Source organism: Chryseobacterium sp. CS3K3.1 (assembly GCF_059515165.1).
Genome location: NZ_JCAKRV010000025.1, coordinates 27,925 through 52,535 on the forward strand (window position 1 = coordinate 27,925; position 24,611 = coordinate 52,535).

General features: G+C 37.2%; 19 protein-coding genes. 8 read left to right on the forward strand and 11 right to left on the reverse strand.

Translation table 11 applies throughout. The annotated features are described in order from the left end of the window. Positions 1 to 83: 83 nt before the first annotated feature. The 4 genes from AC5YGI_RS19685 to AC5YGI_RS19700 are packed head-to-tail and all read right to left on the reverse strand — an operon-like array spanning position 84 to position 4,123. Positions 84 to 875, reverse strand: coding sequence for a TerC family protein (locus AC5YGI_RS19685; RefSeq protein ID WP_330743351.1), 792 nt, complete (start codon positions 873 to 875; stop codon positions 84 to 86). Beyond that, entirely contained in the window at positions 862 to 2,073 is a 1,212-nt protein-coding gene (locus tag AC5YGI_RS19690; RefSeq protein WP_330743349.1) for a cation:dicarboxylate symporter family transporter, read from the reverse strand. Before AC5YGI_RS19690 ends, AC5YGI_RS19685 begins: the two co-directional genes overlap by 14 nt. Positions 2,074 to 2,119: 46 nt before the next feature. Further along, a complete protein-coding gene (locus AC5YGI_RS19695) occupies positions 2,120 to 3,406 on the reverse strand; it encodes a CitMHS family transporter (RefSeq protein ID WP_330743346.1) in 1,287 nt (428 codons plus the stop codon). Between the two features lie 24 nt (positions 3,407 to 3,430). Then, on the reverse strand, positions 3,431 to 4,123 hold the full coding sequence (locus tag AC5YGI_RS19700) for a DUF2490 domain-containing protein (protein WP_330743344.1): 693 nt from the start codon (positions 4,121 to 4,123) through the stop codon (positions 3,431 to 3,433). A 356-nt stretch (positions 4,124 to 4,479) separates the two neighbouring features. Here AC5YGI_RS19700 and AC5YGI_RS19705 point away from each other — a divergent pair, with 356 nt between their 5' ends. Together AC5YGI_RS19705 and AC5YGI_RS19710 are read left to right on the forward strand one after the other, a co-directional pair. Next, positions 4,480 to 5,388 (forward strand): sensor histidine kinase, encoded by a 909-nt coding sequence (locus AC5YGI_RS19705; protein WP_496169356.1) that lies wholly within the window; start codon positions 4,480 to 4,482, stop codon positions 5,386 to 5,388. After that, on the forward strand, positions 5,381 to 6,079 hold the full coding sequence (locus AC5YGI_RS19710) for a LytR/AlgR family response regulator transcription factor (RefSeq protein WP_330743340.1): 699 nt from the start codon (positions 5,381 to 5,383) through the stop codon (positions 6,077 to 6,079). The genes AC5YGI_RS19705 and AC5YGI_RS19710 overlap by 8 nt, the downstream gene beginning before the upstream one ends. 157 nt (positions 6,080 to 6,236) lie before the next feature. On the opposite strand, the gene AC5YGI_RS19715 is transcribed toward AC5YGI_RS19710, so the two are convergent. The 4 genes from AC5YGI_RS19715 to AC5YGI_RS19730 all read right to left on the reverse strand — a co-directional run bounded on the left by AC5YGI_RS19715 (position 6,237) and on the right by AC5YGI_RS19730 (position 10,065). Then, positions 6,237 to 6,371, reverse strand: a complete 135-nt coding sequence (locus AC5YGI_RS19715) for a hypothetical protein (RefSeq protein WP_330743338.1) — start codon at positions 6,369 to 6,371, stop codon at positions 6,237 to 6,239. Positions 6,372 to 6,619: 248 nt separating this feature from the next. After that, on the reverse strand, positions 6,620 to 6,757 hold the full coding sequence (locus AC5YGI_RS19720; protein WP_330743336.1) for a hypothetical protein: 138 nt from the start codon (positions 6,755 to 6,757) through the stop codon (positions 6,620 to 6,622). A gap of 274 nt (positions 6,758 to 7,031) precedes the next feature. Continuing rightward, positions 7,032 to 9,419, reverse strand: a complete 2,388-nt coding sequence (locus AC5YGI_RS19725; RefSeq protein WP_496169359.1) for a M1 family metallopeptidase — start codon at positions 9,417 to 9,419, stop codon at positions 7,032 to 7,034. Positions 9,420 to 9,486: 67 nt separating this feature from the next. Further along, positions 9,487 to 10,065, reverse strand: a complete 579-nt coding sequence (locus tag AC5YGI_RS19730; RefSeq protein WP_227943265.1) for a HupE/UreJ family protein — start codon at positions 10,063 to 10,065, stop codon at positions 9,487 to 9,489. A gap of 151 nt (positions 10,066 to 10,216) precedes the next feature. Between AC5YGI_RS19730 and AC5YGI_RS19735 the strand changes: the two genes are divergently transcribed. Together AC5YGI_RS19735 and AC5YGI_RS19740 are read left to right on the forward strand one after the other, a co-directional pair. Then, positions 10,217 to 13,435: a S8/S53 family peptidase gene (locus tag AC5YGI_RS19735; RefSeq protein WP_496169362.1), complete on the forward strand. Its 3,219-nt coding sequence runs from the start codon at positions 10,217 to 10,219 to the stop codon at positions 13,433 to 13,435. A gap of 77 nt (positions 13,436 to 13,512) precedes the next feature. Further along, positions 13,513 to 14,028: a DUF6702 family protein gene (locus tag AC5YGI_RS19740; RefSeq protein WP_330743327.1), complete on the forward strand. Its 516-nt coding sequence runs from the start codon at positions 13,513 to 13,515 to the stop codon at positions 14,026 to 14,028. Between the two features lie 5 nt (positions 14,029 to 14,033). Here AC5YGI_RS19740 and AC5YGI_RS19745 read toward each other — a convergent pair whose 3' ends face one another. Together AC5YGI_RS19745 and radA are read right to left on the reverse strand one after the other, a co-directional pair. Further along, the gene (locus AC5YGI_RS19745; RefSeq protein ID WP_330743325.1) at positions 14,034 to 14,627 is read right to left on the reverse strand and encodes an acyl carrier protein phosphodiesterase; all 594 of its coding nucleotides are present in this window, start codon (positions 14,625 to 14,627) and stop codon (positions 14,034 to 14,036) included. Between the two features lie 93 nt (positions 14,628 to 14,720). Beyond that, on the reverse strand, positions 14,721 to 16,070 hold the full coding sequence (radA, locus tag AC5YGI_RS19750; RefSeq protein WP_110008141.1) for a DNA repair protein RadA: 1,350 nt from the start codon (positions 16,068 to 16,070) through the stop codon (positions 14,721 to 14,723). 140 nt (positions 16,071 to 16,210) lie between these two features. Here radA and AC5YGI_RS19755 point away from each other — a divergent pair, with 140 nt between their 5' ends. The 3 genes from AC5YGI_RS19755 to yidC all read left to right on the forward strand — a co-directional run bounded on the left by AC5YGI_RS19755 (position 16,211) and on the right by yidC (position 20,592). Further along, positions 16,211 to 16,780, forward strand: coding sequence for a YceI family protein (locus tag AC5YGI_RS19755; RefSeq protein WP_330743321.1), 570 nt, complete (start codon positions 16,211 to 16,213; stop codon positions 16,778 to 16,780). Positions 16,781 to 17,006: 226 nt separating this feature from the next. After that, positions 17,007 to 18,614: a CTP synthase gene (pyrG, locus tag AC5YGI_RS19760; protein WP_110008139.1), complete on the forward strand. Its 1,608-nt coding sequence runs from the start codon at positions 17,007 to 17,009 to the stop codon at positions 18,612 to 18,614. A gap of 178 nt (positions 18,615 to 18,792) precedes the next feature. Next, positions 18,793 to 20,592: a membrane protein insertase YidC gene (gene yidC, locus AC5YGI_RS19765; RefSeq protein WP_496169366.1), complete on the forward strand. Its 1,800-nt coding sequence runs from the start codon at positions 18,793 to 18,795 to the stop codon at positions 20,590 to 20,592. Positions 20,593 to 20,723: 131 nt separating this feature from the next. Here yidC and rnhB read toward each other — a convergent pair whose 3' ends face one another. Then, positions 20,724 to 21,308: a ribonuclease HII gene (gene rnhB / locus AC5YGI_RS19770; RefSeq protein WP_227943271.1), complete on the reverse strand. Its 585-nt coding sequence runs from the start codon at positions 21,306 to 21,308 to the stop codon at positions 20,724 to 20,726. A 295-nt stretch (positions 21,309 to 21,603) separates the two neighbouring features. On the opposite strand from rnhB, the gene AC5YGI_RS19775 reads away from it, so the two are divergent. Then, complete coding sequence (locus tag AC5YGI_RS19775; protein WP_496169368.1) at positions 21,604 to 24,609, forward strand: SusC/RagA family TonB-linked outer membrane protein; 3,006 nt, start codon at positions 21,604 to 21,606, stop codon at positions 24,607 to 24,609. The last annotated feature ends 2 nt before the right edge of the window (positions 24,610 to 24,611 follow it).

Sequence of the window (24,611 nt, forward strand, 5' to 3'; positions counted from 1 at the left end):
TAATTCTCTAAATGTATGCCATGAGACGCTGATGGCTGAAATGGCAGATTTTTATTTCCGAATGTGAAAATTTGGCAGAAAAATTATTTTTTGCGGGCCGGAAATCCGAAAAGATAACTGGTTGTTACCGGTACTACAAACAACAGGACGGTAATGGCGGAAACTAAAATTTCCATGGTATGGCTGCCTAAGAAATGAGCGAATGCCGTAGCAGGGTAGAAGTGCTCGTATAAGGACAGGCTTAATTTAATTCCTAAAATAGCAATGACAATAAAAGCTGCCGTTTCCAGGAAAGGAAATACCTGCATCAAACGGACAAACCACTGCGCAATAAATCTCATGGCTAAAATTCCAATAAAAACCCCCAACGTAATCAGAAGTAAATTATCTGAAAAAGCGACTGCCGCAAAGACATTATCTATGGAGAAAGCAAGATCCATTACCTCCACAATAGCAACCGTTGCCCAGAACTGCCCCAGCAGCCCGATCGAATTTTTATACAGCCAGCTGGATTCTTTGTCCGGGTTTTCCTCCGGATTTTCTTCATCATTTGTGTTTTTTATTTTTTTGACAAACCAGTCAAAGGAAATATAGATCAGGTACAACCCTCCCAGTGGTTTCAGCCACCAGACGGAAATGAGTACGGAGGCGAAAATAAGAGCAAGCCCTCGAAATATATAAGCTCCAAGAATTCCATATTTCAGGGCTTTTTTTCTTTGATGTTCGGGCAGGTCCATGACGATGGTCGCCAATACGGCAGCATTGTCTACGGAGAGAAGGCTTTCGATAAGGATCAGATTGCCGATAATGGCTATCGATTTTGCAGGGTTTTGTAATATGTCATTGAGAAGGTGGGTAAAATCAGGAAACATCATTTTTTAAAGGAATAGAATTTTGATTAAGTTTTGAAATAATGGCAGCGGAAACCGAAATGCCGATGAAATTGGTGACAGATCTGGCTTCATTCATAAAGCGGTCTACACTGTACAGCAATGCAAGATCTGTGGTGGGAATTTTTCCAAACCTGCTTAGGGTAAACATCAGCGCAAGAAAACCTGATCCCGGTACTCCCGAAGCCGTTTTGGAAGCAATGGAAATGGTGATAAAAAGCCAGAAATAATCCTGTAACGTAAGAGGAATATTATATAACTGGACCAGGAAAATACACGATATTGAAAGATAAATGCAGGCGCCCGCCAGATTAAAATTGTATCCGAGAGGAATTATAAGACGAAGAATTTTCCGGTCATAGCCCTGAGATTCCATTTTATCAAAAATCATAGGGAATGCCATCTTGGAAGAAGAAGTAGCTACTACCAGAATAATTTCCTCTTTGATGCTGATTAAAAAATCCCAGAGATTGATCTTAAAGTAAGCCGTTACAATCCCTAATATTCCGAAAATAAAAAATACACTGGTAAGATATACGGTGGCCACAATTTTACTTAAGGGCAGCAAAGTATTGATTCCATATACAGAAATGCCATAAGCGATATTACAGAAAATGACTATCGGCAGAAACAGATACACATATTTGATGAGCCTGAAAAACAGATTTCTTCCTGCGTCTAAAGCTTTAAAGATGTTATTTCTCTTCTTCGAAACACCAATCACAATTCCCGCAGATATGGATATGAAAAGAAAAAGTACATAGTTGCTGATATGCAGTGGGTTGCTGGCCGTTGTTAAAAATCTTTCCGGAAGTGCCTTGTGCGAAGAAATAATAATTCCTGTGTTGGCTCCCGGCTTTAAAAGAAGACCGGACCCGATTCCCAATACAATGCTTATGGAAGTGATGATTAAAAAATACAGAACCATCTGGATTACAATTTTAAAAGCATTTTTAGTACTGAAAATATAGCTTACGCCATAGGTCACCGCAATGAAAATAACAGGAATGATCAGCACCTCAAGAAGCATAAAAAAGTAACTGCTTACCTTTTCCAGCTGTTTACCGACTTCCGGAAAATAATAACCCGTTAATGCGCCACAGATAATAGCCGTGAAAACATACAGGGTAAGGTTTCTTAAATAGGAGTCTGTAAATGTTTTTTGCTTAACAGTTTTCATCATTCACTTTTTTATAGATAATAAGATTACGAAATTCAAAGATATAACCTTATATAATACCAAGAATCAATGCACTCAGCAACATGATGACTGATGATCCTAAGGCCCACTTTAATGTATATTTCAAATGATCTGAAAACTCCACACCCGCCAGCGATACCAACAGATAAGTAGACGGAACCAATGGACTGAGAAGGTGAGAACCCTGCCCGATAAGACTTGCTCTTCCCAATATTTCCGGTGAAATTCCCAATTGATGACCGGTAGCAACGATAATGGGCAATATCCCAAAGTAGTAGGCATCATTGGATAGGAAAAAAGTAAACGGTATACTGAATAAGGCTGTCACAATATTCATATAACCGCCCCAGCTCTTAGGAACTATTTCTATCATACTGTTTCCCATTGCCTGCATAATACCCGATCCGTTCAGAATTCCCGTAAAAATTCCGGCTCCAAAGATCATTCCGGCCACTGATAGGGCATTTCCTGCATGTTTGGAAATGATTTTCTGTTGGTCTTTTAATTTTGGATAATTGATGATGGAAGCGATACAGAAAGCAATCATAAAGGCAATTCCTAAAGGAACAATATCAAGAATCATGACTACCAAAAGGGTAATGGTAAGGGCAAGATTGATCAGAATCAGTTTCGGGCGGCGAAGTGCAGGATCTGCTTCGCCAATAATATCATTGCTGTTGTAGCGTGTAAATTTACCATGTTTTGCAATTCGTATTTTTTCCCTTCTGCCCAAAATATAGGCAACAAATATAACCCACAGGATACCTATAGCCATAATAGGAATCATAGGCACAAATATTTCAGTGTGGCCAAGCTTCAGGGAACTCATTACCCTTGCTGTTGGTCCTCCCCAGGGAAGAATATTCATAATCTGCCCGGCAAGCATAATAATACATGTAAGAATCAGCGGATTCATTCCTTGTTTTTTATACAACGGAAGCATAGCGGCCACGACAATTAAATAGGTGGATGAACCATCACCATCCAATGAAACCAACGCAGTAAGAACAGCAGTTCCTATTGTTGTTTTGATGGGATTGTCGCCAACTGCTTTTAAAATTATATTCACTAACGGTTCAAAAAGCCCCGTGTCTATCATTAAACTGAAATAAAGGATGGCAAAGATCAGCATAACACCGGTCAGAGCTATTTCTTTGACACCGTTTTTCATCATGTCTCCCAACTGAGGACCAAAGCCTGCAAAAAGGGCTATAGTTACCGGCACAATGACCAAAGCCGTAAGCGGGGTCATCTTTTTGTTCATGATCAGGATCATGAAGATGAAAATCATTAAAAAACCAAGAAATGTAAGCATAGTTATCTATAAATATTAATGAGGTTATTGTTGTTTCTTTTTTCTCCAGTCAAAACTGTTTCTGAAGCCTATAAATCCGTAATTGCTTGTTTTTCCGGTTTCCATCTGATTGATAAAGGCCAGTTCCAGAGCAGAATTTTTGCCCACTTTTATTCCAAGGCCTGCGGTAATACGATTGCTGTCGAAAGGTTCTGCTTTATCCATATTCATTCTTATTTCATTTTTAAGAATACCGTAGAGTTTTTCTTTTTCTCCTTTTTTGTTGAAAGGAATGCGGACAGAGATCAGATACCGGAGTCTTACCTCGAATTCATCGGGGTTGCTGAGAAAACGCTCTTCCACCCTAAGGCGGTTGGAAACTGATGTCCTTCCGATATAATAATCAGCAGTTACCTGTTGGAATGGTCTCTTTTCATACCGTATTTTTTTAGAATCGTCAGCATTGTAAGATTCGAGGATCAGAAACATAGCTCCTGCAGCAGGTCTTATATTTTCAGCCACTTCATAATCTACATAAGCATTTACCAGAAAAAGTCTTGTGTCATAAGCCAGATCGAAGGAACGGTACTGGGTAAGTGCAGTTAAAGTACTTTTATCGGTAAGTTTTGCCGACATCAGGTACTGAAACCACATATTGTAATTATCTTTACTCTGGCTGTAAAGTCCGTTGAATAAGCATAATGATAAAATAAGGGTTAATTTTATATTGATTTTCATAGAATATTGGGTTAATATTGTACTTTTTCAAATATATTTATTAGAAAGAGCGGCTCTGGAATTTTTCAATCAATGACAGTTTTTCTCAACGAACTGCATTTTGAGACAAAAAGATATTTATATTTGAGGCGTTTCAAAATAAGGTATGGACTATGTTTTTAATCATTAATTTTATTTTTATATTATTGATTATCAGAATTTTATTTAGTGGTAAAATTCTGGAAAGCCTTATGAAATACCGTTGGAAATTTTTGTTGAGGTTTCAGCACATTTTTTTCCTTTTTATCTTCATTTTGATGACTTATTTCACCGAAAACTACTTCTTGGACTCAACTCAGTTGGTAATAAGCATTATTTTGAACACCATTTTCAATGTGGGAATTTACTATCTGGTGTACTATTATCTGGTTCCCCGGTTCTATTTGTCCAATAAATACCCGGAGTTTATCCTCTATGCTCTGATCCTCTTTCTGGGGTCCAGTCTTTTCAGAATTCTTTGGGAACCTGCCGTTTTTCAAATGGATTTCAGTGGTAAAGGCTACCACGTCGGGTTTTTGTATAACGTGTACATCTCACAGGGAATCATCATTCTGGTGGGTTCTTTTTTGGGAATTACCAAAGACAAATTTTTAATAGAACAGGATGTGATCAGCCTTGGAGAAGAAAAAGATCAGCTTTATCTTGATTTGCTGAAGTCTAAACTGAACCCTCATTTTTTGCTGAATACCCTTAATAATATCTATGCCAACAGTGTCACCCATTCGGAGAAGACATCGGATTCTATTTTGCAGTTGAGCAAGCTTTTGAAATATATTATTTATGACAGCGGAAAAGAAAAAGTAACCGTTTCCCAGGAATTTTCTTCCCTGAAGGCACTTGCTGCTTTGTATCAGCTTAAATATAATGATCAGCTGGATATTGTCATGGATATCGAAGATCAGGAAGAATTTGACATTGCTGAAATTCCGTCTGCAATACTCCTTACATTATTTGAAAATGCTTTAAAACATTCAGCAATAGGGGAAGATGCTCATGGTTTTATCAGATTATTCTGTAATATCGAGCGTTCTGAACTGTATTTTGAAATTATAAATTCTGTCGGGAAAGATAGAACTCTTGTCGCTGAATCTGATTATCACGGGTTGGGAAATGAAGCCATAATTCATATATTGGAAAAATTTTATCCTGATCAGTATGAATTTTATTCCGGCCCGAAAGAAAATGATCAGTATAAAATTGCTTTAACAATTATTATCAATGGCTAACCTGACTATCGTTAATGTAGATGATGAATATCCTGCATTACAGCTTGTAAAACAATATTGTGATCAGCTTGAAGGAGTTGATCTGCTGGCTTCATTTCAGAAACCGGAGGAAGCGCTTGCATTTCTGAAGGCCCATAAAGTAGATCTGGTTGTTTTTGATATCAATATGCCTGGAATCAATGGAGTAGAGCTTTTGCAGCAGCTTCCTGATCCGCCGTTGTGTATTTTTCTTACCCTGGAAACAAAGTATGCCGTGAAAGCCTTTGAGCTGGATGTCGTTCATTATCTTATCAAGCCTGTGGATTTTGATACCTTTAAAAAAGCAGTCCATAAAGCAAGGGATTTTGTTCAGTTTAAAAGTTCGGCCGGCAGCCGGCAGCAGGAAGATTTTATTATGTTCAAATCCAATTATGTGATGAACAAGGTTTTCCTTAAAGATATTCTGTGGATACAGGGATTCGGTGAATATATTGTTTTGATGACGCCTTTGAAAAAATATATGATTCTGGAGAGAATGTCCAATTTTGAAGAGAAATTTCAGCATTTGGGATTTATCCGGATCCATAAGTCTTATATTGTATTATCAGAACATATTAATTCGTATAATTCCAGCCATGTTTTTTTGAAAAATGGTGATGAACTTCCTTTGGGAAGAACCTATAAAAAGAATGTAAAAGAACATTTAAGTTAAAAAGAGGTTGTTCCAAAGTGTCATTCTGAACGAAATAAAATGAAGTGAAGAATCTTATATGGTTAGAAGCAAGATTCTTCCTTCGTCAGAATGACAAAAGTCAAATTATTTAACCTTTGAGACAGCCTCTTTTTTTAGTTGTTATCTAAGGATTGAACTATGGGCAATATTGTCCAGGTCCGATCCACAGGATACATTGTCCTTTGTAATTGTACTCACAGCAAATACGTCCTGCTGCTCCGCCATTGATAGATTTCTGAGCATCTCTGCTTAATACTTTGGCATTTTTCATAGTTAAAAATATTTTGGTTTGTACATCCTGAGCATTTAAAGTCAATCAGGATTTTGACATTTGGTGTAAAAGAAGTATATCAAAGATACTGTTTTTCCTTGTAATGTGATATATTTTTGTTCGTGATTTTTTAATAAAATTTTGATTATCAGTTATTAAAGGTTTTTATCCGAAATCCGGAGCTTGAGAATATAAAACAGAAAAGCCGGAAAACTCCGGCTTTATTTTAATTGTTATCAGGTTGCAGATTAAGGACAATTTTGTCCCGGTCCGATCCATAAAGTACATTTTCCGTTTTCATCGCGTTCGCAGCATACAAGTCTGGCAGCAAGTCCGCCATTGATCGATTTCTGAGCATCTCTGCTTAGTAATTTGGCATTTTTCATAAGTAATATTTTGTTTTTTTTATCCTGAACATTTATTGTCAATCAGGTTTTTGACATTGATGTTTATTCAAATATAAAACTTTTTAAGTCAGGTTGTTATATTTTTTTATAGACGGAAAACAGGTGTTGGTATTGTATAGAAGTTCAATTGATTCCTGAACTTTTGGTTAGGCAGATTTAAGCAAAAAAACACTACCTCATATTAAAAACAATAATTCTATCATCTTTCATACGAAGTAGTGTTATATTTGTTAAAGTTTACAACTTCTTGGTTTTAACTTTTTCCTGCAGCCTGCATTGGATTAACCTTTCCGGTTGAGCCTCCTCTTACATTTCCGCCTTCCTGTTTTTGTTTGAAAAGCTGGAATTTAGAAGTTTCAGTACCCGTTCCGGTACTGCTCCAGAAATTATTGCTGGTATCAATATCAGCCGTTTCTCTCATGGGATCAAGCTGAATAGATTTCACTTTCTTATCAAAATAATAGGTCTTGGAAACTTTTTGTTCATTCAGCCTCCAGATCTGTGCAGCAGATTTATCATACACTTTTGAACCGTCTTCAAATGTGAACTCAAGAATGATAGGCATTACCAATCCGCCCTTGTTGACAAAATCGATCTGATATCCTGTAATATTTTTGAATTTCTCTTTATCCTTAGCATCTAAAGGAAGACCAGCTTCGGTTTTGATGCTGTATTGCTTATTATTATCTACCTTTTCCTGGCCTCTGTCATATTTGTAATAGAAATCCTGAACCTCCTTATCGCCGTCTACATAGAATTTAATATTCTTATCTTCTCTGTTTCTGATTTTTGAAAGATCTTCAAAATTGTTGACCAATGGTTTTTCTACCTGATATTTTATTTCAGCAGCAGCTTTAGGATCACTCTCAAGATTAGGAACGGCTACCGTTACTTTATCAATAGCGATATCTACAGGGTCTGTACCGTAAAACCATCCTCTCCAGAACCAGTCAAGGTCTTCACCGCTGGCATCTTCCATGGTACGGAATAAATCTGCAGGTTCAGGGTGTTTGAAAGCCCATCTTTTAGCATACGTTTTGAAAGCTTTGTCGAAAAGCTCTCTTCCCATGATTGTTTCACGAAGAATATTCAGTCCTGTCGCAGGTTTTGAATACGCGTTCGGTCCATACTGAACAATATTTTCAGAGTTGCTCATGATAGGTTCCAGCTGATCTTTCGGCAGTTTCATATAATCTACGATGGTCCATGCCGGTCCTCTTTTGGAAGGGAACTTATTATCCCATTTTTCTTCTGTAAGGTATTCTGTAAAGGTGTTCAGACCTTCATCCATCCATGCCCACTGTCTTTCATCAGAATTGATGATCATTGGGAAGAAGTTGTGTCCTACTTCATGAATAATCACTCCAAGCATTCCGTTTTTGGTTCCTTCAGAATAGGTTCCGTCTTTCTCGGTTCTTCCGAAGTTGAAACAGATCATCGGATATTCCATTCCGCTGGCCGCTTCTACAGATTGGGCTACCGGGTATGGATAAGGAATGGTAAATTCTGAGTAGGTTTTAATGGTATGAGCAACCGCTTTTGTGGAAAACTTTCTGTAAAGACCGTAAGATTCCTTTGGATAAAAGCTCATGGCCATTACTTTATTATTGTTTTCAGGAATGGTTACAAGCATTCCGTCCCAGACAAATTTTCGGGAAGAAGTCCATGCAAAATCACGAACATCCTTCGCTTCAAAAACCCATGTTTTTCTTTGTTTTGAATGATTTTTTTCCGCTTTCTTGGCTTCGTCCAAAGTTACAATTTCGATAGGTTCAGAAGCATTTTCAGCTTTTCTGTATCTTGACAGCTGATCAGGTGTTAATACCTGGTCGTAATTTTTACACTCTCCGGTTCCGCCAACAATATGATCGGAAGGAACATTCATTGACACTTTAAAGTCTCCGAAAACCAGCGCAAATTCACCTCTTCCGGTAAACTGATGGTTCTGCCAGCCCTGGAAATCACTATACACGCACATTCTTGGGTACCATTGTGCCATGGTATACAGATCGTTGCCGTCTTCTGGGAAATTTTCATAACCGCCGCGGCCGCCCATTTTGATTCTGTTGGGAATATTGTAGTTCCAGTCTACTTTGAAAACGAATTTCTCGCCCTTTTTCAAAACCTTGGGAAGATCAATACGCATCATAGTCTTGTTGACTGTATATTTCAAAGGACTACCTGAAGCATCAGTCACTTTCTCAAGACTTACACCATACCCGTTATCCTTAACAGGAAGTTCCGTTACTTTAAGCTGCTGGTCTGTTGTTGAAGGGTGAAGAACAGATGATGTATCATACCCGGCGTTTCTAATGCTGGAATGTTCATTTTCATCAAGCTGAAGCCAGATATAATCCAGATCATCAGGAGAATTGTTGTAATAAGTCACCGTTTCTGAACCTTTCAGATTTCTTTTATCCTCATCCAGATAAGCGGTAATGTTGTAGTCGGCCCTGTTCTGCCAGTATCCGTGACCGGGAGCTCCTGATGCCGTTCTGTAAATGTTGGGTGTTGGCAGAATAGTGCCCAGCTGCTCAAACTTGTTGCCATGATTGCTGCCAGGGTTATTCTGAATATTTTGTGCGGTGAAACCTGTATATGCAAATACAGAAAGTGAAAGTATAACAACTTTTAGTTTCATAACCGAAATGATTTTTTAATGATCAAAGATAGTAATTACCTGTTGAATTAATATGAATATTTAAATTTTAAAAAGGAATTCTTTCCAAAGTCATTTTTAGGGATAAAGCAAATACACCTGAAGAGACAAATAAAATCCAGTCTTTTTTATTCACTTTAAAAAGATTGAGCAGAATGAAAAGGACGATCAAAATAGCAAAAACAATTACAATCTGGCCAAGTTCCAGCCCGATATTGAAGCCAAGCAGAGGTAAGGCTATACTCTGGCTTTTGGCAATCATTACTCTTGCGGTGTTGGCAAATCCCATCCCATGAACAAGGCCGAAGATCAGTGCAAGATAATAGTTGGCCCGCATCAGAGTTTGTTTCTGGTTTTTCATGATAATATTATCCAGAGAGGTCAGAACAATGGTTAAAGGAATTAAAAATTCCACCCAGTCAGAAGGAACTCTGAAAATATCCAGAATACTCAGTGCTAATGTAATGGAATGTCCAATGGTGAATGCCGTAACAAGAATCAGAATTTTTTTCCAGTCACTGTAAGAATAAACAGCAATTAAAGCCAGAACAAAAAGCTGATGATCAAGGGCATCCAGTGAAATAATGTGTTCCCATCCAAGGTTTAAATAAAAAAGAAAATCCTGCATTTTGGTTAAAAAATTTTATATTTTGAATATATTGTTAAAATATGGTTGATTTTATTATCTGGTTTAATTTTTAAGCTTGATTGTTGTTAATATCTTGGCTTATTGATATATTGAATAAAAATTGTATAATTGTATTGCTTAAAAATGAATTATGGATATTAAAAAATTATTTTCTACAAATGTAAACATTTCACCCGGAGGAGCGAAGCTTCTCAGAAATGCTGCAGCAGCGTTTTTAGGATTATATTCCTATGCATTTTACGGACAGGTACAAAAACTTGACTCCCGGTTTGATATTTTATTGAAAAATAAGGAAAATATTGCCAATGGAAGATCTGTTAAAGATTTGGAACGTCCTGATATGAAACTTGATAAGCATCTGGTAGTGACTTCAAAGGGAGCACAAACCATGTATTCATGTATTATTTATACCAAAGAACCGGAAAAACTGAAAGCAGACGGTTTTATTATTCAGAGCCAGCTGCCGGCTTTCTCCACAGCTTTGGTTACCATTGAAGATATTGAAAGACTGATGCAGCTTCCTTATGTAACCTCTGTAATGGCGCCGGAATTTGATGAACTTCATAATGATGTGAGCAGAGCTCAGTCCGGAGCAAGTCTTTTGCAGGAGGGAGTTTTCAATAACACCGCTTATAACGGAACAGGTGTTCTGGTAGGAATTTATGACAGCGGAATAGACTGGAAACACCCGGATTTCAGAAAAGCCGATGATCAGACCAAAAGCAGAATTGTTTCTATTTGGGATCAGACATTAACTGCACAGGCGGGGGAAACTGCTCCGGTAGGGTTTTCTACTGGTGTAGAATATACCAGAGCGCAGATTGAAGATGAACTGGACGGAACACCAACAGGTTTTGTTCGTGAAAATGATATTAATGGTCACGGAACCCACGTTTCGGGTACAGCAGCCGGGAATGGTGCAGCCTTTGCCGATAAAAGACATAAGGGATTCTCATCTGATGCAGATATTGTTTTTGTAAAAGGTGGAAACGGGTCTTTCCCCACAACCAATACCATTAATGCTTTAACGTATTTCAAGAACGTAGCAACGGCTCTTAATAAGCCCATTGTTGTTAATATGAGTATCGGTGGTCAGAGCAGTGCCCACGACGGAACTTCCAGCCATGAAGTAGCAGTGAATAGTTTTACCACTTCAGGAGCGGGAAGAGTTGTTGTGATTTCTGCAGGAAATGATTACGGAGCTAATCTTCACAGAAAAGTAGATATTGCAGCCGGTGCGGCACAAACATATAACTTTACCGTAGCAAGCAACACTTCCGCAGCTTCAGTATTCTCATTCATTATGTATGCCAATGACAATACTCCCGTTACTGCAAAATTAACCACTCCGGACGGACAGCAGTATACGCAGAATATCAGTACAAACACCGCTCATACTATATTAGGAGGAGGTCTTACCGCAACCATGTACAACTATTGGAGTAACGACAACAATAAAAGATATGTACAGTTGGTAGTGACCAGAACCTCCGGAACCACCAATGTTCAGGGGAATTATTCATTGGAAATTACCAACAACGGAACCCAGCAGATCACAGCCCACGGCTGGCTGTATAGTCAGGGAGTGCAAACCACCTTACAAAACGGGGATAATGAATATATTGTAGGATCACCGGGGAATGCTTCCAACGCCATTACGGTAGCTTCTTATATGGGAAGAGCCAGTTGGTACAGTGGAGCAAGCGGCTACTTTACACTTACTCCGCAAGAATCCATCTCTTCATTCAGTGCCCAGGGGCCAAGAGTAGATGGTGTCCAGAAACCGGATATTGCAGGCTCAGGACAGAACGTGATTTCTTCCCGATCAGCCGATTCCGCTCCTGGCTCAACAGATATCATTGCCGGAACCAATTATTATGTAAAAAACCAGGGAACAAGTATGTCTTCACCGGGGGTAGCAGGAGCTGTAGGCTTACTGCTTCAGGCTAATCCTTCATTAACAGCCGCCCAGGTGAAAGCACGTCTTACTTCCAATGCAAGAATGGATGGGGCAACAGGAACTGTTCCCAATATGAGATGGGGATATGGGAAATTAGATATTTACAAAGCTGTTACGGATGAATTAGGATGTGTAAAGTCTAATTTTGAAACTGTAGGATACGATGAACCTTATATTATTGCCAATACAGAATCAAATTATTACTTTGATAATATTGCCCTGGCAGTAAGATATACGCCGACATTGACAGGAAAACTGGGCGGTTTTTCATTCTTAACAGGTACTTCTCTTCCTTCGGATATTCCGGTTGATATCCAAATCAGAAAAGTGGATGCCAATGGAAACCCCGGAGATATTATAGCAACTAAAACCATTACTTCATGGCTTAATAACGTTCAAAGATTTACCTGGAATTATGTGAACCTTTCAGATCTGAATATTCAAATGGTAACCGGAAAAGAATTTTATATTGTCGTAAACGGATTAGGAGGAAGGATTGCCATGAAAGCTGAAAATGCAGTAGTGAATAACAGATCTAAGACTTCTACAGACGGTACTACCTGGACTTCAAGAACATTTGATCTTAAAATGAGAGCCGTGGTCTACGAAAATGTTGCTGAAGTAAAGAATTTAGCAACATCCAACCAGACGAAAGCCAGTACGGTGACAAATGGTTACAATTATTTTACAAATTCCTGCCAGCTTATCTCAAGAATAGAAAAAGAAACAGCCAGTACCGTAACAGGAAATGTAACATCCAAAGTGTGGGTTGATAATGCACAGCCCAACTATGTGGCAAGAAGATATGAAATCAATTCGGATGCAAACACTACCACAGCTACCGGTAAAGTAACCTTATATTTCAAACAGAGTGATTTCGATGCCTATAATCTGACCAATGGAGTAAAATTACCTACTTCACCTACTGATGTTGCGAATAAAGCAAATCTTCTTATCGAAAAATATACAGGAACCAGTACTACAGGTACCGTAGCTTCTTTTGGAGGGACTGCCACAATTATTACCCCAAATATTGCAGATATTATCTGGAATGATACTTACCAATATTGGGAAGTGAGCTTCCAGACGACAGGCTTTGGCGGATATTTTGTAAAAACAGGAACAACATTGGGAACAGCGGATGTGAAAATAAATTCAGAAGTGAACATCACCCCGAATCCTGCAAAAGATTTTGTAAATGTATCGTTAGGCAGATATTCTAAAGGAGCAGTAACTATTTATGATGTTTCAGGAAAATTGATTAAAACGGTCAATGTAGATAAAAATTCCGGTAAAATTGATGTTTCAGAACTGGTAAGAGGAACGTATCTGTTTACCATTGCATTGGATGATAACACAAAAATTACGAAAAAAGTAATGAAGCAATAAATTCATCAATCCATTATAATCAAAAGCAGCGGTTGTATAACTGCTGCTTTTTTTATATTTGCTGTAAAATAAAATTCATGTCGGGTAAGTTTTTTTGGGGATTTCTTTTTTTGATGACGATTGTTTTTCAGAGCTTTGTGAGCAGTGATGTGGTTCATCCATACCATGTAGGATCTGTTGAAATTAATTATAATTCAAAATCCAGAACCTTTGAAGTGACCGGAAGATTCTTTCTTGATGACATGGAAAATGGGCTGGGGAAAAAATATGGAAGTGCTTTCCATTTTAATGACGAAAAATATAAAGCGAAACTGAATGATGCCCTGCAAAAATATTGTTCAGAATATTTCAGGTTAAAGGCTGATAACAAATTTTTAAAAGTAAATTATATTGGTTATGAAGAAGATCAGGAATCTGTAGATATCTTTCTTGAGTCAGAACCGGTGCCCGTTCCGAAAAAAGTAGAAGCAGCTGTCAGTTTTTTATATAACCTTTTTGATGATCAGATCAATATTGTTCATATCATTGTAAACGGGCAAAGAAACAGTGAAAAACTTACCTATCCCAACCGTTATCTCTATAAACAGTTTTAAGAATATCAGTTTTCCAGCTGGAGTAATGTGCTGATCCCTTTTGCATGAACAAGAAGATCAGGAAAAAAATCGTCATAACACTGCTGAAGATGATCTTTATTCTTTAAAAAAGCTTCAAAAACAGGAATATCTTTATCCAGATATTTTGCTTTATTCAGTACATTCTGAATACTGAATTTAATTCCCCAGTCTTCACGGTAATTATAAAGCCAGTCATCCTGTTCCATTTTAGCCAGCATCTTTTTAAAATTTTCAGGGAGCCACTGTTCGTGGGCATTCAAAACACTGTAAACATGCAGAGAATGTGCTTTCCATTCTGCCAGGGAATTCAGGGAAAGATCTCTGGCTACAAAATGGTCCATTGATACATCCACAAATGCACCGGCGTACAGTCTTACCAAAGGAGCAAATACTTTTTTGGCTTCGTGAATAGCAGGATGAGAATCTGTAAATGTATCAATCGCTCTGTGCAGGGTAATTCCGTCCTGAATTTCCTTCGGGAAAGAAAAACGATCTCTGTTGCGGATGAAATCCTCGAGAAATTGCCCCACGATCTGCCCGTCGGTAAAAGAAAGAAATGAATGAGCCAGATAATTCATAAATTAAAGGTATGAATTAAATGTGAATGTTTGATAATAGTGAATCCGCTTCGCTTGTGAATTTTTTATCCAAATATCAATTAACCATTCACCTTAGAAAAGCCTCTCGTGAAAATCCTCAATTTTACTCACTTCTTCAATCTTGATTCCAAATTTTCTTTTCGGGATTTTATTAAGGTTGGAAACAAATATTTTTTCATAACCCAATTTTTCCGCTTCAGTAATTCTCTGTTCAATCTGGGCTACCGGACGTATTTCTCCACTCAGACCAATTTCTCCGGCAAAGCAGTAATGTTCGGAAATAGCGATATCCTCATTGGATGAAAGAACAGAAGCGATCACTGCCAGATCCAGTGCCGGATCGTCTGTCTTTATTCCTCCGGTAATATTAAGGAAGACGTCTTTTGCTCCCAACTGAAAACCTGCTCTTTTTTCCAGTACGGCCAAAAGCATATTCAGTCTTTTGGAATCAAAACCGGTGCTGCTTCTTTGAGGAGTACCATAAACGGCGGTACTTACCAATGCCTGTATTTCAAGAAGCATCGGTCGGTTTCCTTCCAGAGTTACTGCAACGGAGTTCCCTGAAAGTTCCTCAAACTTTTTGGTAATCAGAATTTCCGAAGGGTTTTTAATCTCTTTCAATCCCTGTGAGATCATTTCATAAATTCCGATTTCTGAAGTGGATCCGAAACGGTTTTTATTGGCTCTTAGTAATCTGAACAGGTGATTCCGGTCTCCGTCAAAATTCAGGACGACATCCACCATGTGCTCAAGAACCTTTGGTCCGGCAATCTGTCCGTCTTTGGTGATGTGGCCTACAAGAAATACCGGAGTATTGTTTTCTTTGGCATATTTGATGATCTCATTGGAGCATTCGCGGATTTGGGATACTGTTCCCGGAGAACTTTCTATCAATTGAGACTGAAGGGTCTGTATAGAATCGATAATCATGAAATCCGGCTCCAGCTTTTTAGCCTCATGAAGGATTTTTTCCAGTGAAGTTTCCGTAAAAAGAAAACAGTTCGGATTCTGAATATCCGTAAGCCTGTCTGCTCTCATTTTGATCTGAGAAGCACTTTCTTCCCCGGAAACATAGAAGATTTTTTTCTTCATTTTTAAAGCAAGCTGAAGCAGAAGGGTAGATTTCCCGATTCCCGGTTCACCACCAATCAGAGTTACAGAACCTAAAACGATGCCGCCTCCTAAAACACGGTTCAGCTCTTCGGAAGGTGTTTTTATTCTCGGCTCTTCGCTCGTTTCCACTTCAACAATATTGATAACATGTTGTTTGGTTTTCGAAAAGGGAGGCGTTTTGTGAGAAGGTTTTTCTACAACCTCTTCCACTAATGTATTCCACTCTCCACAGTTTTTACATTGCCCCAGCCATTGAGGATACTGGGTTCCGCAGTTTTGACAGAAATATGCTGTTTTCAGTTTTGCCATACTGCGAAGTTATAAAAAAGCATTTTTTTTTCAGAATGTAAATGGGGTTAATATAAAAAAACTAATACGTCTGCGATAGGAATATCTTTCATATCTTAGCTTTATTCAATTAAAATATATTAATGTAAAATATCATTACAATGAAAAAAGTATTTTTATCTTTCGTATTTGGGTTGTTAAGTATTGTTGCTTTTGGACAGGGAAGCTGGCAGGTGGACCAGATGCATTCATCAATCAACTTTAATATCAAGCACATGGGCATCAGTTTTGTGCAGGGAAGGTTTGATAAATTTGACGGAAAAGCAGCCACTGGTGGTGCTAATCTGGATAATGCCGATTTGAGCTTTTCTATCAGTGTCCCTTCCATTAATACAGGAGTGGACATGAGAGACAGACATCTTATCAGCGAAGAGTTTTTCGAAGTTACCAAATATCCTACGATTGAATTTAAGAGTTCTTCCGTTACAAAAGATAAGAACAATAATTACATCGTAAAAGGGAAACTGACGATGAAGGGCGTGGAAAAAGAAATCACTGCTCCGGTTACGTTTGGAGGAATTACAAAAAATAAGGACGGAAAAGAAATTATGGGAATTCAGACTAAATTTACCGTGAATCGTCTGGATTATGGAATCAAATATGACCCGTCAGGAGCCGGAATCGCGAAAGATGTTGAAGTAACAGCTTACTTTGAACTGACTAAGCAATAATATTCAGAATATAAAATATAAAAAAGGTTTTCCGTTCAAATGGAAAATCTTTTTTGTTGATAGGCGAAAATCCTTTTGGTTGCAGCTTTGTTTCATTTGTTTAGATTAATAATAATAAAAATTTTTATCCGGTTTTATAGTTGTTTGAAGGGTGTTTTATCATTTTCAAAATGTAAAAGATTGCTTTGTATTTCTTTTTCCCCTAACTTTGCACAAACCTAATCTAATGAGTAAAAAGAATACAAAGTACATCTTTGTGACAGGAGGTGTAACTTCATCTTTGGGAAAGGGAATCGTTTCTGCTTCTCTGGGACTTCTACTAAAATCACGCGGCTTTAATGTAACGATCCAAAAATTAGATCCTTATATCAATATCGACCCAGGAACTTTGAATCCTTATGAGCACGGAGAGTGTTATGTGACTGAAGATGGTGCAGAGACGGATCTGGATTTAGGCCACTACGAGCGTTATCTTGATGCTCCTACATCCCAAAACAACAACGTTACTACAGGAAAAATCTACCAGACTGTAATTGAAAAAGAAAGAAAAGGAGACTTCCTTGGAAAAACAGTTCAGGTGATTCCTCATATTACTAACGAAATCAAACGTAGAATTAAAATTCTTTCAAAACAGAACTACGATATCATCATTACTGAGATTGGAGGAACTGTAGGGGATATTGAATCTTTACCCTACATTGAAACTGTTCGCCAGTTGAAATGGGAATTGGGAGAGAGCAATTCTATGGTGATTCACCTTACTTTATTGCCTTATCTGGCTTCAAGTGGAGAATTGAAAACAAAACCATCCCAGCACTCCGTTCGTCAGTTGATGGAAAGCGGAATTATGGCAGATGTTTTGGTGTGCAGAACAGAACATAAGATTCCTAAAGATCAGAGAGCAAAATTAGCTCAGTTCTGTAATGTTCCTTTAGATAACGTTATCGAATGTAAAGATCTTGAAACCATCTATGAAGTTCCAATGTATCTTCAGAAGCAGAATTTCGATGATGTAGTTCTGAAAGAGCTGGATCTGAAAAGTGATAAAGATGCTGATCTTAAAGACTGGAAGAGTTTCCTTAAAAAATTCCAGAACCCTAAGAAAACTGTTGAAATTGCATTGGTTGGAAAATATGTTTCCCTTCAGGATTCTTATATCTCTATTGCTGAAGCATTCAAACATGCAGGTGCTGACCTTGAAACTGAAGTAAAAGTAAGATGGGTATACAGTGGAGATATTACGGAAGAAAATATCAAAGATACACTGAAAGGTGTGAATGGTATCCTTGTAGCTCCAGGTTTTGGAGACAGAGGAATTGAAGGAAAAGTTCTTACCGCAAAATATGCAAGAGAAAATAAAATTCCAATGTTGGGAATCTGTTTAGGAATGCAGATTATGACGATTGAATTTGCAAGAAATGTTTTAGGACATACCAAAGCAAACTCTATGGAATTTGATACCGCTACTCCTGATCCTGTAATTTCTTTGATGGAAGAACAGAAAAATGTTGTAGATAAAGGAGGAACAATGCGTCTTGGAGCATGGAAGTGCTCATTGAAAAACGGTTCTAAATTATACGATATCTACGGAAACAAAAATATCTCTGAAAGACACCGTCACCGTTATGAATTCAACAGTGATTATCTTCAGGAATTTGAAAAGAATGGTTTCCTTGCTACAGGTACCAACCCTGAAACCGGTTTGGTAGAAGCCCTGGAACTTCCTGATCACCCTTTCTATGTAGGAGTTCAGTATCACCCGGAATATAAGAGTACGGTAGCAACACCGCATCCGCTATTCAGAGCTTTCATCAAAGCTTGCGAAAAGAAATAAGGTAAAATTTTATCATAAACGTCTACCCATAAACTCAGGCTGATTATTCTCAGCTTGAGTTTATTATATAGTAACAACGTAAAGCATAGAGTTTTGATAAAAAAACAGTATTTTTGTCAGCTCAAATTACGTACACCAGTATGTACATTTTAAATTTAAAATTTTAATATAAAATAAAATGCAACAAAACAACGGAATCGATAAGAAGCAAATGATTAGTTTCGCGGTTTTATGCCTTGTTCTCTTCGGTTTTATGTTCTATTTCCAGAACAAACAAACGAAAGAAGCGGAGTTGAAAGCTCAGGAGCAGAAAACGGAACAGGCAAAAAATGCCGTAAAGCAAACTCAGGCAAGCAATATCAATCCAAATGTAACTCCTAACGCCATTCAGACAGCAAGTCTTGGGAATAATCAATTGAAACTTGAATTTTCAAGCTTAGGAGGACAGGTTTCCAAAGTAGAACTTTTAAAATATAAAGCCTACAACCACAAAACAGATAATGCAGATCAGCCGCTTTATCTTATTACTAAGAATAACTCAAACTACGGTTTTCAGTTTAAAGATAAAACAGGGAAAATCGTTAATACTAAAGATTTAGTTTTCTCACCAGCTGTTAATGGAAATGCTGTAACCTTAACTGCAGATTACAATGGTGCTGTCATTCAATTCATTTACACACTATTACCAAAATATACCCTTGATTTTAAAGTAAGAACTCAAGGACTTTCTAAAATTACTTCTGATAACAAAGCAGATTTTATCTGGGATTATAATGTAAGAAACCTTGAAAAAGGTAGAGCTCAGGAGCAGTCTCACTCAGAATTTTCTTATGCCTTCAATAATTATAAAGACTATGATTATGATGGAAGAACCACAATGGAAGAGGAAAAAGAAACTCTTAACTGGATTGGTGTAAAACAGCAGTTTTTCTCTTCAGTCATTGAAGCTAAAAACGGATTTACACAAAGTAAAGGTAATCAGGAGAATGTTGAAGAAGGAGAGTATCTGAAGAAATTCAATTACGAAGGTTTCGTTCAAATGACAGGAAGCGAGCTGAACCAGGATTTCACATGGTATTTTATGCCATTGGATTTGCCATTGCTTAAATCTTACGATAAGAATTTTGATGAAATCCTTCCGTTAGGCTGGTCATTCATCGGGGCAATGAACCGTTATTTCTTCATGTGGTTATACAGTATTATCGCTGCGTGGGGATTATCAGCAGGTTGGGTGATTTTTGTAATGACGATCATCGTAAAGCTGATCCTGTCGCCAATTATGTATAAGCAGCACAAACTAAGTGCTATGATGAAGGTGATCCGTCCTGAAATTGATGAGGTGAACGCGAAGTTCAAGGATGCAGATCCGATGAAGAAGCAGCAGGCAACGATGGAAGTGTACAGAAAAGCTGGAGTGAATCAGATGGCGGGATGTTTACCGGCATTAGTTCAGATTCCTATCTTCTATGCTTTGTTCCGTTTCTTCCCGAACTTTATTGATCTTAGAGGCCAAGGGTTCTGGTTTGCCAAAGATTTGACAGCGTATGATGATTTGATCAAGCTTCCGTTTAAAGTTCCTTTCCTTGGAGACCATTTAAGTATTTTCGCTTTAGCCTGTACAGTTGTTATTTTAATCTATACTGTTATGACTTCAGGAAATATGCAGCAGCCTCAGCAGGAAGGAATGCCAAATATGAAGGTGTTAATGTATATCTTCCCGATTACATTCCTGTTCTTCCTTAATACTTCGGCTTCAGGTCTTTCATGGTATTATTTTGTATCGAATGCGATTAACATCCTGATCATCCTTGTTATTAAGTATTTGATCCTGGATGAAAAGAAAATCCATGCCCAGATTCAGTCTAATAAGGAAAAACCGAAAGCGGAAGGCAAGTTCCAGAAGAGAATGAGAGAAATGATGGAGAAGGCTCAGGAGCAGCAAAAAGCTCAGGAACAACAAAGAAATAAAAAGAAATAAATTCTTAATAATACGTTAAAAAAGAGAAGCAATTGTTCAATTGCTTCTCTTTTTTTATGTGTAATTTATTTAGAATAATTTTAAATTTCCAATCAGTGGATGAAAATTTAATAATTGAAAATCAGTAACTTTTAATCGTATTTAAGTCTGAAAGACTGTCTGTGATATCGGGTCGGTCCATGTTTAATAAGTGCATCCTGATGTTTTTTAGTAGCATAGCCAAAATTGGTATCCCACCCATATTCAGGATGTTCTTCATGAAGCTGAATCATTAACTTGTCTCTATAATTTTTGGCAAGAATAGACGCTGCAGCAATCGATAATACTTTAGAATCTCCCTTGATAATACATTGATGAGGGATGTAGTTATAAGGATGAAATTTATTCCCGTCCACCAGAATAAGCTCAGGAGTTATCGTTAGTTTGTCCAGCGCACGATGCATTGCATGGATACTTGCATTGAGAATATTATGTTCGTCAATGAAGGACGGTGGAAGCTCTGCAATGGCGTAGTTTTTCACATTATCTTTAATATAACTATCCAGTTCCATACGGGTTTTGAACGTTAATTTCTTTGAATCATTAACCAGATTTTGTTTAAAATCATCATCCAAAATTACTGCTGCCGCTACCACCGGACCACTTAAACATCCTCTTCCTACTTCATCACATCCCGCCTCAATGTAAAGGTTTGACCAGTTTTTTATTAGCTCCATGAATTGTATCTATACTGCAAAAATATAAAATTTTGCAGGAAAATATTTTATGTGATTATTATTGTTTTTGTAGTATAACAAGTATAGTAATATTGTTTTTAAGTATTTGTATTGAGTTTGCTAATTAGTTGTTTTTTTTATATTGATTAAATAATGTCGATTTTTTTAATAACTTACTAGTTTTGCTATGTTTTTAAGATAGGGGTTTTAAAAAATTATAAAACGTTAACATTTTTTTTGGTTGTTTTGTGAAACTTTCACATATTTGTAATCTGTAAAAATAATTGAATTTGATATGAAGAAATTAACTGCGAGTGTTTTCGCGGTTGTACTATCGTCATCATTTATGATGGTATCAGCCCAAAACACCAAGGATACTCTAAAAACCAAAAATATTGAGGAGATAGTTGTTACCGGAGCCTTAGGTATTAAAAGGAAGGCGGATGCGATAACAAATACACAGCAAGTCGTAACGACAAAAGAATTGAATCAGGCGTCTGCACCAACTGCTGTACAGGCGCTGACAGGTAAGGTTTCAGGTTTACAAATCAATTTGACAAATAATGGTGTAGATCCTAGCTATAGAGTTGTCTTAAGAGGTGCTAAGTCTATTACAGGTAATAACCAAGCATTAATTGTAATTGATAACGTAATTTCATCTGCTGATATTTTACAGCAGATACCACCTGAAGCAATTGAAAATATTAACGTAATTAAAGGTTTACAGGGAGCGGCTCTTTATGGGCAACAAGGGGTTAACGGGGTAATTATCGTAACAACAAAAAGAGGTACGAAATCTGAAAAACTTCAGATGACATTCAATTCATCTATTGATATTTCTAATGTTTTCATGCTTCCAAAGGTTCAGCAAAAATACGGTAAAGGAGTTCAGGATGAAGGATGGAGTGATGTAAGTTATGGTGGTACAAACTATGTGCCATGGGAAAACATGTCTTGGGGAGCTGCTTATGATAATCCCGCTATCGGAGGGACTATGATGCCTTCAGGTCTTCCGCAGGCTGATGGATCATTTATTTATGAAAAATATGCTCCGGTTAAAAATTTCATGAGTAAATTCTTTTCAACAGGAGTATTAACTCAAAATGGAATTACAGCAACTGCTGGTGGAGCTGATTCTTATGTGTCATTCTCTGCGAATAGAACAGAAAATAATTTCGTAGTTGAGGGTGATAAACTGAGACAAAATAGTTTTATATTTAAAGCTGGTAAAAAAATTGGAAAACTGAAAATTGATGGTAATATCAACTATATTAATAGAATAGTATCCACTACCAACTCATCTTTATATGATGATATTCTTCAAACTCCTACTAATAATAACATTAAGCTTTATAGAAATAGTGGAATTGAAGGCTACTACACTGGATATGCTGTAAATCCATACTGGACTATCGATCATGAAAGATATGACAGACATAGTGATTACTTTAGTGCCATTCTTGGTTTAGATTATGAATTGAATAAGAATATCAATATTACGTATAACGGAAACGTTACAACTAGAGGTATGACTTATACGAGACATAATGATGGTGCAATTTTTACTAAAACATATAATCTTCCTGGAACATCTATTGATGGAATTACTTTCGGTGATTTAGGAAATGGTGATATAACGTCTTGGTTCTATGAAAGTACATCTAAGGAGAGAAATTACTATGGTGACTTAATGGTGAACTTTAATTACGAGCTAACAGATAAAATCGGATTAAAGTTTAACATCGGGAATAACATTCAGGACAGAACATTTAATGTAACATCTGTAGGAGGTAATAATTTAGATATTGCAGGATGGTATCATATCAAAAATGTACTTAATCCAGATCCTTATTCAAGTGCTAATTTAGATAACTATCAGACAAACAGTAGAATTATTGCTGGATTTGCTAACTTGGATTTAAACTATAATGATTATTTATTCTTAAACTCTACATTTAGAATTGAGCAGTCTTCTGTATTGTCAACAAGACCATATAGCTCTGGGAAAAGAACAAATCCTGTTTATCCTTATTATTCAGTAGGTTTGTCTTTTGTACCAACTAAAGCATTTCAGAGCTTAAAAGGAGATATTCTTAACTACGCAAAAATTACAGGTTCATTTACAAGAGTAGGTAATACAACTGCAGTAGATCCTTACAGAACAGATGAAATCGGAGTGTTCCCAACAGGTTTTCCATTTAATGGTTTAAGTTCATATATTAATAATCAAACACCTACATCAGTAAATATTAAACCTGAATTTGTTAATACTTTAGATTTTGGATTATCTCTAGGATTCCTAAAAGACAGAATCAGATTAGATGCTTCTGTTTATCAATCTACAACTGATGACTTAATTACTGCAAGAACTGCATCAAGTGCATCTGGATTAACAAGTATTCTTGATAATGTGGGTAAAATGAGATTAAGAGGGCTTGAGCTTGATTTAGGGTTAACGCCAATCAAAACAAGTGATTTTACCTGGGATATGAAAGTGTCATATTCTACTTACAGATCTAAAGTATTGGAATTGGCTGATGGTGCTGATGAAGTATCTTTATTAAGCAGTAGTTCAGCAGCAGTAGGTATTTTCGCTGTGAAAGGATCTGATTTTCCTGTTATCAAAGGAAGTGCATTCCAGAGAGACGATCAAGGAAGAATTATTGTTGACTCTAAAGGAAATCCTTTAACAACAAGTAATCTTCAGGTTTTAGGAAGAGCTACTCCTGATTATATTCTTGGGTTCTCAACTAATATTAAGTATAAAGGATTCACATTATCTGCAATGGGAGACTTTAGAAAAGGAGGTAAATTTGTTTCGTTTACGAAAAACCTACTTGCCTTTACAGGAGGGTTAGAAGAATCAGCTGAATTTGATAGAACTCAAGGATATGTTGTTCCTAACTCAGTACAAAACACGGGTACTGCAGCAAATCCGATATACACTCCTAACAATACACCAGTAGGTGGAGCAGGAACTTATACTAACGTTACCAACTACTTCTCAAGTAGTGCGTATAGAGCTGTTGGAGAAAACTTAGTAGTTGATGCTACCGCGTTAAAGATTAGAGAAATTGCATTAAGCTATGATATACCAAAATCAGTCTTAAGTTCTACATTCTTGAATTCATTGACAGTAGGTGTTTACTCAAGGAACCCATTCTTTAAGTATGCGGATAACAATAGAAACTACGCGGATCCCGAAACTGCAAGTACAACAGGAAATGCTGCTGGTTTTGCTTATACAACACAGTATCCATCAACTAGAAGCTTTGGGGTGAATCTTAAAGCATCTTTCTAAAC